The organism is Atopococcus tabaci DSM 17538, from assembly GCF_000429585.1.
In the GTDB taxonomy this organism is placed as follows: domain Bacteria; phylum Bacillota; class Bacilli; order Lactobacillales; family Carnobacteriaceae_A; genus Atopococcus; species Atopococcus tabaci.
In genome coordinates this window covers 1-11737 of sequence record NZ_AUCD01000069.1, presented here as the reverse complement: position 1 = coordinate 11737, position 11737 = coordinate 1, and the positions used below count along the sequence as shown (strand labels likewise).

The following is an 11737-nucleotide window of genomic DNA, read 5'->3' as shown; positions in this document are numbered from 1 at the left end:
ATCAACTTCACCTTGAGGAAGTTGAATAGGTTTACGTCCACATTTTTGTTTGTTTTCTTTGTATTCTAGATAAATATCGATCGCTGTTTTACCCGTTTTCAACTTCCTGATTACTCTGTAGACTGCTTCATGACCTCGCTTAAGCTTTTTAGCAATCTCGCGACCACTGAGATTAATGGCAAAGTATTCTTCTATGAATATGAGTTCTGTTTTGGTAAGATGGGTGTACGACATGTATGGTGCACTCTCCTTAGCTTTGGTAGGTTAATTTGAGTGTATCATAACATGTCTTTTTTCTGTCTCGCTTAATTATACAATCCACGAAATTATAAGCGTTTACATTTTCTTTTTAGGCGAAAACCTGTATATATTTTTTTGAAATAGTTGTTTTTTTATCTCCATATTGTGGTATATTTAAAGACGACAGCACAAATAAAAACGGGGTAATATATATACATTGGAGGAGGTATCATGGAAAAGACAGCTACACAACAAGACCGGTTATTAAAGTTACAACAACTAAATAGTGAGGCGCTCGATTTTCGCTATCAAATCGAAGATCAAATTACGGATGCCATCACAGAAGGCAACAAAGATATATTAAATGAATACTTAGATATTTGGGCTTCTCAAGAAGACTTGTTCGGAACAAATCCGGTCACTTCTACGGACGAGCTTCGTGAGATGAAAAACCAGTTGGTCATCTGCAATACATACAGCCGGATTGCGGCAAAGAATGGTGGGTTGATGCCTGCTTATTTACATTTGATCTCAAAGCGTTATTCGATGTTGATTGAAAAAGCTCCTTCTATTGAGTATTTGAAGAATGATGTGTTTTTCAATCTGTTCCGTGACTACTGCACCGCTGTTCAACTATTTTCCACGAAAAGTTATTCAGGCGTCATGAAGGAAATTGTCAGCTACATCATTGAACACCTGACTGAAGAAATGACGCTGACGAGCGTTGCGACATTGTTTGGCATGCACCCGGTACATTTGGCGCGCAAATTCAAACAAGAAACGGGAACGACTTTCATCGGCTACGTCAACCAACACAGAGTGTATTTGGCCATGTATTATTTCCACGAAGATATGTACCAATTAAGCGAAGTGGCCTATCTTTCTGGATTCAACAGCCATTCCTATTTCACAAAAGTATTTAAAAAGCTTACAGGAGTCACTCCAACGGAATACGTCAAACAAATTTCTTTGGATGACTAAACATTATAAGAGGCAGGGACCATTTTACGATTCCCTGCCTCTTTTTTCTATGCTAGCTCTCTAGCCCTCATCCGCCTGCTCAATCCATACACACCCGAATGTTTGGGAAGCTGGAACAACTGCGGTGTACCTGCCGTGGTTGTCGTACCCTTTGAAAAACAACTTCCCATCCGCATTGTATCCGTAAGCGTATACCGCCAGCCAATGGTTTTTATATGGACTTCCCAGCACTTTCGTCGTTCCTACAGCCACTGGTCGGGGATCCGGTTGGTTTAATCGTTCCACCACCACTTTGTCGGGAATCAAACTCATCTTCGCTTTCCATTCCGGGAAGTCCTCCAGCACATAATTCAAACCCAATTTCAAATCCCACGGGAAGGTTCCTTTGTAAGGAAACCGGTCGTCAATCACCGACTTTAGTCCTTTAATCACTTTTTCTTTGTCCAGTTCTCTTCCGTATTCTTCACGAAACAAATCATCCAGCATCACCGCGCTGACATAAGTTCCGCAAATTCCCGGTTTGTGCCGGTTGATCCACGTCCGGTACTTCCGGAACCGTTTGGCCGGCAGTCCATGCCACTTTTTCGGTTTGTTACTCATCCTATCCACTCCTGCTTGTTTCACTTATGTACCTTCATTGTACCCTTTATAGATAGAAAAAGACATTTTCGAAAAATTATTTCTTGTCAAAAGAAATAGTCGCGCTTCTTCTTTATTATTCCACTCGAAAGACATTCTCAAGAGGAATAAAGATGCCTTCTTTCAATATTTGCTATTGGAAACTTTAATGATTCTATCTGAATACAAAAAACCGTTCAATCGGAATCTCTCCCATCGAACGGCTCGTTTATCGATTTAAGCTACATATTCGCGGCAGACTCTTGCGCATTCAAAGCAAGCTTCTGCGCATTTTTGGCAGTGTTCCATGTGTGTATGTTTCTCGCATTCTTTTCCGCACGCTTGGCAGATGGTGGCACACAATGAAATCAAATCGGTGGTCACGGCTCCTTCACGGCTGGCGAATGTGGCGACCATCGCGCAAATATCCGCACACTCCCGATCCAATTGGATGCAGTCCACCAACATCTTCACATCATCTTCTTTCAAACACGCATCAAAACACATGTTACAGACTTGCTGGCATTCATGTGCTTTCTCAATTACAGTTGCTAATTCTGGATTCATTTCCATTTCTCCTTTCTCATTTTTTTACACTCTCAGTATAGAACGCCCTTATGAATCATATCAAACAAAACCCCTTCAGCCGCTGTTTGAGCTGAAGGGGTTGGATTAAAGGGAGACATGTTCTTGGATGGCTTTCAAAAACGGTTCCCCGTATGTTTTTAATTTGTTTTCGCCCACTCCGTGAACCGACAAGAACGCCTCTTCATCGGTTGGCAGTTTGGCGCACATATCGATCAAAGAACGGTCGGAAAAAACCACAAAAGGCGGCTTGCCCATCTCGTTGGCAATTCCCAAACGAATCTGACGCAGTTTTTCAAACAGTTCTTCGTCGTACTCTTCCGATTTCCAGTCTTCGTTACGCGAAGCTTTTCTCTTTTCGTTTTTCCGTTTCACCATGGACAGTGTGGTTTCGCCTTTCAACAATTCCGGCGTCTTTTGCGTGAACTGGAGAATCGGATACGAGTCCCCCGCCATCACTAGATAGCCTTCGCCGACCATCAAGGAAATCCGGTCTTTGATGTCCCCGTCGCTTTGTTTAGACAAAATACCGTATGTCGACAACTCTTCCAATTGCCGTTCACGGATGCGCTGGGTGTCTTTCCCGCGCAACACATCGGTCACCATTCCTGTTCCAAAACGCTGTCCCATCCGGTATACACAGGAAAGGATTTTTTGGCAGTCCACAGTGATGTCGATGGTTTCTGTTTCTCCGTGGCAGTTGGAACAATGGTCACACGCCATTCCGTCCATTTCTTCATCAAAATATTGCAACAAGGTCCGACGCAGACAGCTGCCGGTTTTGCAGTAGCCGGTCATCTTTTGCAGACGCACTTTGGCATGCGGCTCGTTTCCTTGTTCAATCAAAAAGGAATTGGTCAAAATGTCCTGGCTCGAATAAAACAACACCGCTTCGCTTGGTGCACCGTCCCGTCCGGCACGTCCGGCTTCTTGGTAATAGCTTTCCATATCCAGCGGCATATTGTAGTGAACCACTTTCCGCACATCCGGTTTGTCGATTCCCATGCCAAATGCGTTGGTGGCCACCATGATAGGCTTGCGGTCATATAAAAAGTCTTCTTGGCTGGCACTGCGTTCTTCCGGAGCCAGTCCTCCGTGGTAGTAAGTGGCGGGGAAGCCTTTTTTCACGAGAAATTCACATACCTTCTCCACATTTTTGCGGGTATTGCAATAAATGATGGCCGACTGGTCCTTGTCCAGCTGCTTCACCAGTTCCCTCTTTTTGTTTGTGGATTGGACCACAGAAAAATAAAGGTTCGGGCGGTCGAAACTGGCGGAATACACCATCGGTTCCCGCAATTCGAGCTGTTGGATGATGTCTTCTTTCACACGGTTGGTGGCGGTGGCGGTGAATCCGGCAAACGGGACACCATCTCCCAGAAACTCGCGCAACGTGACGATGCTGCGGTAACTCGGGCGGAAATCCTGCCCCCATTGCGAGATACAGTGGGCTTCATCCACCGCGACCAGACTGATGTGAATCTGCCCGAGAAGATTCAAAAATGCCGGGCTGCCCAATCGTTCCGGCGCAACGTACAACAGTTTCACCTGTCCGCTGCGCAACAAGTAGGCGGTCTCTTGGTAGTCAAACTGGTCCATCTGACTGTTGATGTAAGCGGCTTGGATGCCCAGCGACTGCAAAGTATCCACTTGGTCTTTCATTAATGAAATCAAGGGGGAAACAATCAATGCCGTCCCATCAAGAAGTAACGCTGGAATCTGGTAACACAGGGATTTCCCTCCGCCAGTCGGCATCACACCCAACACATCCTGCCCTTCAAGAATTCCGTCAATCAATTCCTGCTGTCCGGGCCGAAAGTGTTCATAACCGTAATACGTATTTAAAATGTCTACTGCGCGCTGCATGGAGGTCCTCCTAAAATTTTTGTTTCATTAAAACAGACAAACTCCAGCGACAAACGGGATAACAACCGGCCCCTCTGCCGCTGGATGCATTTTTTTCAAATAAATTAATCGAGCAATGCCAGAATTTCGTCTTTCGATAAGCCGGTGACGGTTTTTTCACCCACTTGAATGACCGAGTCAATCAATTCGCGTTTCTTCTCCTGCAGCTCATTGATTCGTTCTTCGATGGTCCCTCTGGTAATCATGCGAATCACCTGCACCGCTTTTTTCTGTCCAAAGCGGTGAACACGGTCCGCGGCCTGTTCTTCAATCGCCGGGTTCCACCATGAGTCATACAAGATCACCGTGTCGCCGCCGGTTAAGTTGAGCCCCGTGCCTCCTGCTTTCAAGGAAATCAGGAACATGTCTTTTTCTCCTGTGTTGAAGCGGGTGGTCAAGTCGAAACGGTCTTCTTTTTTCGTCGACCCATCCAGGTAGTGGTAATCGTAACCGCGCTCGTCCAATTTTTCCCGAATGATGGCCAGCATCTGGGTGAACTGAGAAAAGAGCACCACCCGTTTCCCGTTTTCACGCGCCTCATCCAGATACTCCAACAGCCGTTCCAACTTGCTGGAACCGCCTTGGTAATCCGGCAGAACCAAACGCGGAGCGCAGCAAATTTGCCGCAGACGGGTCAATCCGGCCAACACTTTGATGCGGTTCGATTCGAACGCATCTTTCTCCAACATGTCTTCCATTTCGTTGCGGATCAGAGCCAGCTGAGTCTGGTACATTTTCTTCTGTTCTTCGGACAAATCGATGTATTCCGTTGTTTCGGTCTTCTCAGGCAAATCTTCCAGCACATCCCGCTTCAAGCGGCGTAAGATAAACGGTCGCACTTTTTGCGAAATGGCTTCGTTATCCAATTCTTTGTATGCTTTGCGGGTAGAGAACAATCCAGGCTGGACAAGTGAAAACAGCGTGTACAGCTCCCCTAAGTTGTTTTCAATCGGCGTCCCGCTGAGAGCAAACTTATTCCGCGATTTGAGTCCGCGGACTTCCACGGTCGTTTTGGCCGTACTGTTTTTCACGTACTGCGCTTCGTCCAAAATGATTGTCTCAAAAACTTGGTCTGTGTACAACTCGCCGTCCCGTTGAATCAACGGATAAGAGGTGATCCAAACCGGTGTCCCGTCTTCTGCAGCTTGTTGGATGGCCGCTTCTCGTTCCGGACGCGAGCCGGTGATGAGTTTGGTATCGACGGTTGGAGCGAATTTGGCAAACTCCCGCTGCCAGTTGTACAGCACACTGGATGGACACAAAATGAGGAACGGTTTTGCTTCTGTTCCCTTTTCTTCCAAGGCAGACAAAACAAACGTAATGGTCTGCAAAGTTTTCCCCAGACCCATATCATCGGCGAGCACCCCGCCGAATCCGTAGTAATCCAATGTCTTCAGCCATTTGAATCCTGTTTCCTGGTACGGTCTCAAGGATGCGTCGAGTGATTTCGGCAAATCGAACGCCACGTCTTCCGGATCCAACAGCTGACGAGCCAGCTCTTTGAATCGGTTGCCTTTTTTCACCACCGCGTCGTCCAACACCGCCAGCCCTTTGAACAACGGAACCGACATGTCTTCTTCAATCTCATGAGCGGAAATGTCCAGTTTGGAAAGGGCTGTGTTCATCTCTTGGAACGATTTCTCTTTCAAGTTGATCAGTTTTCCGTTGGAGAGGCGGTAATATTGTTTGTTGGCTTTCAACTGAGACACCAATTGCTGCAAATCGTCGCCGGAAATGTCTTCGGTTTGGAACGAAATGTCCAACAAGTTGGTTTGCTCGTTCATTTCCAAAGAAAGGGATGGAACCGAAGCTGGATCGTACAGCAGCTGTTGAGCAGAGGCCGTCATATACACTTGGAAACGAGCCGCCAACTCTTCCAATCCTTCATACAAAAAGATGGAAACATATTCCAGATTGTCGGTTAAGGCATGCCCTTCTGAATGAGACCAGCCGCTGCAAATTTCTCCCAACAGTTCCAATAACTCGTATTCCGTTTCCATATCGCGGATAAACCATTTGTCGTCCATGGTCGAGTCAAGTTCTTCTGAGTCAAACGGGCGAATGGTTTTTTCCCCGTATCGAAAGACCGGTCGCACAAACATCTGGTTGTTCTGCCAGTCGATGTAGAGATTGGATTCCAATTTCGGGCTGACAATGGCGTTTTCCACTTCCTCATCGATGGCAATTTCGACGAGGTTGCGTATTTGCGGAAGGACTTCCGATGCAAAGGATGCAAACTGATCGTGTGAAAACACCATCGGTTCCCACCTTGTCATACGAAATGCGCTCCACAAAGACTCCATCAAATGGTACTGCTCAGATGACACAAAATGAAACACACCGTTCACCGACAGCATGTTGGTCTTTGGATAAAAACGTGTGGCTTTCCGGTCGCTCTCTGCAATCGCAAAACGGACCGCTCCTTCTTCTTCGGGATCTTGTCCCAATGTCAAGTGAATCGGAAGCGGAGTGGCGGTTTCCGCAATTTTAGGTTGAACCGGCGTTTTTTCCGCCCAGCGATTGGTTTGACTGACATTTTCCATCAGTACATATCCGGCATCCACTGCCGCTAAGTTTTCCAAAATCATTTTGACGTACTGGGGCGGAATCATCATGGCTTGTTTGTCCGTTTGCGGTGCATACGGCCCCGCTGTATTGATGACCTGCTGGATGTCATACAGCATCTCGAGCATCTTCCGGTCTTCCCGGCTGATTCGGTGTTGTTTCGCTGAATACGAGAAACGTTTCCCGAATGAAATATCGTTTCCCCGGAGAAGGTCCGCCACCACCTGTTCCATATCTTTGACTACATACAGATGCTGGACGCCGACTTTCATCGTCAACGCATAGCTGGTCATCCGTTCCGGTCCGTTGATGGTCAACTGGTACTCGATTTGAATTTGCTCTTTGGAAAAAGGCGCCAGCTTCATGGCGCGCTCTTTTCGGTAGTCTTCCAACAGACGCTGAAAAGCTTCTTCGTTTTGGCGTTTGAGGACACTGTTTTTCCGCATGCGCTGCGCTTCGGTCACTTCCGCCTGTTGAGCCGGGATGTCTTCCGCATCGATTTCATTCAGCTTCAACATCGCTGCCACGACGTGTTTGCATCCTCCCTGGTAACTTTCAAAAGCCGGGCAGGTACAGTGATATTTCCGGGCGACCCCGTTTTTGTAGAAACGGAAGTTGACGGTGACATTTTTCTCTTCTTCTACCGACAGATACACCGTATTGGTTTCGTAATCCCCGTACGGGAAGCCGACTTTATTTTCTTCATATAATGTTTTTCCTCTTTGATACACCATCTCGTTTGAGGCCAAACTTTTGATGGTCGCATCTGGAAAAGTTTGTTTTTTAATCAACCCATTCAAATCCTTTTTTCGTTAATTGTATCTTCCTATTATAACAAAGATTTCCCCGTTGCGGGAGAGTCGTTGACAATAAGAAAAAAACCTGCCGAGGCAGGTTTGGAAGTTTATTTTTTTTCGTCTCCGAATTCCGTCGCCACCCCCATGCTGCTGAAAGACTGGCCGGTGAGACTTTCTTCCGGCTGGATACTTTCTTGAACAACCGGTGTCGGTTTCAAAGACAAGTGTTTGATGATGTCCACCAGTTCTTCTTCCGTTTCCGGGATGAAGAAGCGGTCTTTGTTTACGTAGTCGTTTTTGACTTTCTCTGCAAATTCAAAATACGCCTTTTGTTCTTGTTGGAAAATCGGCGACCGCAGCAATTTGTACAGCAGAATCACGTGGGCTTCCTCGTTGAACACCAGTTTTGGCGTCAAGCAAGCGGTGGAGACTCCTGAAATCAGCACCTTGTCTTCGATGTTGTTGTTGAGCTGCAAGAGCTCAAACGGATAACTCTGGTACATAGTGCGGGAATACACGTGCCGCTTGTTCCGCGGATGCAGTTTGGTGACCAACTCGTCCGCAGCGGCGTGCTTTTCGATCAATTTGTACAAACGGGCTTGTTCCTCCAACTCCGATTCAAATTGGAATGCCTGGTCAAAGAAGATGAAGCGCGTGTTGTCATCGATGGTGCCTTTTTCCGGCTCATAGTCGAAGACACTGTTCATCACTTCTTTCACCACTGGATCTGTTTTATCCAAAGGTGGAATACGAACCAAATCCAGCCCGCGGTCTTGATACGGGAAGTATTCTGGACTGTGCAAGTACGCTCCTTTGATTTCCTCGAAAAAGCCCATCTTGAACAATTTCTTCAAATAAAACGACTTGAACTTGCTCATCGTCAAATCAAAGAAGCTGTATGTTTTAGTGCCGTCTTCACTGAGATACAGTTCCGCATTCGGATTGTGTTTTTTGATGTGGTACCAAAACACATGGGAAGGCGGGTCGTCAGACGGGACCAGCACCCGGTCGTAATCGTATGTTTTGAAAGGAACCTGACTCGTCATCTTGTCGCTGTTCAGGAAATGTTTCAGCTCCACCATGTCGCGGACAAACCCATAGTTTGATTTTCCGCCGTTGGAATACTGAACGGTCTCCGCGAAGAAGACGTCATTAAAGAGGTCCATCTCTTTTAATTTTTTGTAAATGGAGCGGTTCACAGGCGTATGGTCGATGACCACCACGTCGACTGTTTCATCTTTAAACACTGTTTTTTGCAAGGTCAGCAAATTCAATGCTTGGAAAGGTGTTCCGCAAACAACTAATATCATCCAAACCCCTCCTTGCTCGTTCTTTTTTACAAACTTACCTATCCATTATAACAGAAAGCGCTCTTTTGCGTCCATTTCCATCGGACAGATACGAAGGAATAACGGCTCTGATCCGCTAAAGGACCAAAGCCGTCATAAGTACTCTCGCTATTTAAGCCGTTTAGGCGAAGCGTTCATTGTAGCTCAAGATGAAATGAACGGCTTCCCGGATGGCTTTAGCGCCGCCTGATTTGTTCAAAACGACGTCTGCCTGGGTCCGGACTTCGTCGACTGCGTTGTTCGGGCAGATTCCCCACCCCACAGACAACAAGTTGGACAAGTCATTGATGTCATCGCCGACATAGGCAATGTCTTTGCGCTTCAACCCGGTTTTCAACAGCAATGTTTCCAGGCGGGAAAACTTGTCTTTCACGCCCAAGTGGACGTGATCGATCTTCAGTTTTTTCATCCGCGTCGCCACGATGTCGGTAATTTCGCTCGTCATGATGACGACCGGAATCTCCGCTTCCCGCAGCAGCTCGAAGCCCATCCCGTCCTGCATGTTGAATTCCTTGGAAAACTCGCCGTCCGTGGAATAGACGATGTTGCCGTCCGTGAACACCCCGTCGACATCCAAGACCACCGCTTTGATCGGTGAAGGCGTCCCTTTCAGCTTCCGAAGACGGTTGCGCAACAGATTCTCACACACCACCAAATCGTTCAGCTCATCAATTTCTGTGAGCGTGTCTTCCGGCATGCGCACAACACCGATGCGGCCGCCCAGACGGTTTTTGGTTTCCATGTACGTCTCTTTTTTCACGGCGTACACGGCTCCGTTTTCCGCCAACGTTCCATCGAAGTCCTGTCTTCTCGGACGGTTCCGGTAATCGTAGTTCAGGCTTTCTCCTTTTTCATTCCAAAAGAAGTGCCCGGTCTCCACAACGGTCAACGCCGAGTCGTATGCGTCGCTTTCCGTTTTTTCCAGTACACGGTTGATGTCGTCGCGTGTGGTCAACGGAGACGTCGCCTGTAACAGGCACAAGATGTCATAGTCATGGTTGATGCGCTCAGAAAATTCCCACATCGCCATTTCCGTGCTGGCGGTGTCGGTGGCACTCTCCTCGCTTCGTTCCATGACCTTGACTTTATCGGTCCAGGCGTATTCGCGTTCCGCAAAGTCTTTGATGTATGGATCGTCCGTAAATAAATACACTTCATCCAGTTGGCTGAAAACCGCTTCTGTCAAAGACCAAGCGAAAAGCGGGCGTCCCAAGACTTTTCGCCGGTTTTTGCCCGGAATGCCTTTGGATCCGCCCCTTACTGGTATGATTGCCACGCTTTTCATTGCTTTGTCACCGTCGCTCATTTCGCAGCTGGTTCCGAAACATATTTCAATTTGTCGCGCTGGACTTGTTCAATCGCCAATACGTCCTGGCTCTTGTACGCCAACGCTTTTCCAACTGCATCCAAGTCGCGTTTCAATTTGCGCAAACCGTTTGGCTCCAAGGAAGCTGCGTGGTCAGTTCCTTTCCATGTACGGTCCAATGTGTAGTGACGTTCGATGACGGTCGCACCCAACGTGTACGCCGCTACGTCCACTGCAATTCCCAAGTGGTGACCCGAGAATCCGATGGCTTTCACTTTGTCACCGTATTTCGCTTTCAAGTTGTTGATCTCCAACAACGCGACGTCTTCAAATGGAACCGGGTAACCGGATGTGCAGTTGTACAAGACAACGTCTTTTCCGCGTCCACGATCAAAGAAGATGTTCATGAATTTGTCTGTTTCTTCTGGAGTGGTCATCCCCGTTGAAACGTGGATTTCACCCTTGTAGTTGTCTGCCAGCCATTCCAACATCTCATAGTCAGTGTTGCAGGCAGAAGGAATTTTAATCATCACTGGGTTCAATTCTGCAATTTCTTTGGCAGATTGAATGTCCCAGACGGAAGTGCTGTAAGTAATACCCATTTCTTCGCAGTATTCCATCAATTCACGGTGCTGGTCGACATCGAACTCAAGGTTTTCCCGGTGTTCTTTATAGGTTTCTCCGTAAGCATTTGCCGGCACAGGGTGCGCTGCATTGTATTGTTCTGGTTTACGGCGTGTCCATTCTTCAACATCCCGCTTCTGGAATTTCACCACATCGGCATTGCTGAAAATTTTTGCAATCTTGATCATTTCTTTGGCGATCTCCATGTCCCCTTTATGGTTCCCACCAATTTCCGCAATAACGGTTGCTTTCTCCATTACAAAAACCTCCCAATATGAAATGTGTATCCCGCTCAGCCTCTCAAGGCTATATTGTTTCAGCACAAAGAATAAACTTTCAACGCTGAGCACAATTAAAAGCTAAGCATGAGATTTTGAGCGACTACTCTTAGTATAATCTAATCTCAAACAAAATGTCCAATTATAAGAACGAGGAGTATGCGTCAAGTTTTCCTCGGTAACCTTTATTCTAAATGACCCTTAATATAAATGCGGTTATTTGTTTCTATTCATTTAACTAAATGAAAGGGCTAGTTGGCCTATAAAGCTGCTTTTCGGACCATAATTGACGATAGAACCCGTTTGGATTGTTTGGGCCGTAGAATCTATTTTCTTTAACGCTTGACGGACAGCTCCTTTAATCTCTTCACCTAGTGATTCGACTTTATCTGTTATTTCAGCTGTTAAAGCTGTCTGTAAAAGCCCATTTTTCTCTGCAGTGAGAATTGCCACAACGTGGCTAGCTCCTTTTTTTGTCCAGCTTCGGCC

At 46.8% G+C, this 11737-nt stretch carries 8 protein-coding genes and 2 pseudogenes; 1 reads left to right on the top strand and 9 read right to left on the bottom strand.

The window, feature by feature from the left end:
- Positions 1 to 234, bottom strand: a pseudogene (locus G470_RS0109595) (IS30 family transposase); the annotation flags it as partial.
- A gap of 237 nt (positions 235 to 471) precedes the next feature.
- Between G470_RS0109595 and G470_RS13310 the strand changes: the two are divergent.
- Positions 472 to 1221 (top strand): helix-turn-helix domain-containing protein, encoded by a 750-nt coding sequence (locus G470_RS13310; RefSeq protein WP_035445517.1) that lies wholly within the window; start codon positions 472 to 474, stop codon positions 1219 to 1221.
- A gap of 60 nt (positions 1222 to 1281) precedes the next feature.
- Here G470_RS13310 and G470_RS0109585 read toward each other — a convergent pair whose 3' ends face one another.
- The 8 genes and pseudogenes from G470_RS0109585 to G470_RS13305 form a co-directional block, all read right to left on the bottom strand.
- On the bottom strand, positions 1282 to 1821 hold the full coding sequence (locus G470_RS0109585) for a hypothetical protein (RefSeq protein WP_035445515.1): 540 nt from the start codon (positions 1819 to 1821) through the stop codon (positions 1282 to 1284).
- A gap of 255 nt (positions 1822 to 2076) precedes the next feature.
- Positions 2077 to 2406: a four-helix bundle copper-binding protein gene (locus G470_RS0109580; protein ID WP_028274630.1), complete on the bottom strand. Its 330-nt coding sequence runs from the start codon at positions 2404 to 2406 to the stop codon at positions 2077 to 2079.
- Between the two features lie 105 nt (positions 2407 to 2511).
- Complete coding sequence (gene recQ, locus G470_RS0109575) at positions 2512 to 4290, bottom strand: DNA helicase RecQ (protein ID WP_028274629.1); 1779 nt, start codon at positions 4288 to 4290, stop codon at positions 2512 to 2514.
- A 104-nt stretch (positions 4291 to 4394) separates the two neighbouring features.
- On the bottom strand, positions 4395 to 7685 hold the full coding sequence (locus G470_RS0109570) for a DEAD/DEAH box helicase (protein WP_028274628.1): 3291 nt from the start codon (positions 7683 to 7685) through the stop codon (positions 4395 to 4397).
- 113 nt (positions 7686 to 7798) lie between these two features.
- Complete coding sequence (locus tag G470_RS0109565; RefSeq protein WP_028274627.1) at positions 7799 to 9001, bottom strand: polysialyltransferase family glycosyltransferase; 1203 nt, start codon at positions 8999 to 9001, stop codon at positions 7799 to 7801.
- Between the two features lie 160 nt (positions 9002 to 9161).
- Positions 9162 to 10325, bottom strand: coding sequence for an acylneuraminate cytidylyltransferase (locus G470_RS0109560; RefSeq protein ID WP_028274626.1), 1164 nt, complete (start codon positions 10323 to 10325; stop codon positions 9162 to 9164).
- 17 nt (positions 10326 to 10342) lie between these two features.
- The gene (locus G470_RS0109555) at positions 10343 to 11227 is read right to left on the bottom strand and encodes an N-acetylneuraminate synthase family protein (protein ID WP_028274625.1); all 885 of its coding nucleotides are present in this window, start codon (positions 11225 to 11227) and stop codon (positions 10343 to 10345) included.
- 255 nt (positions 11228 to 11482) lie between these two features.
- A pseudogene (locus G470_RS13305) lies at positions 11483 to 11737 on the bottom strand (ISLre2-like element ISAot1 family transposase); the annotation flags it as partial.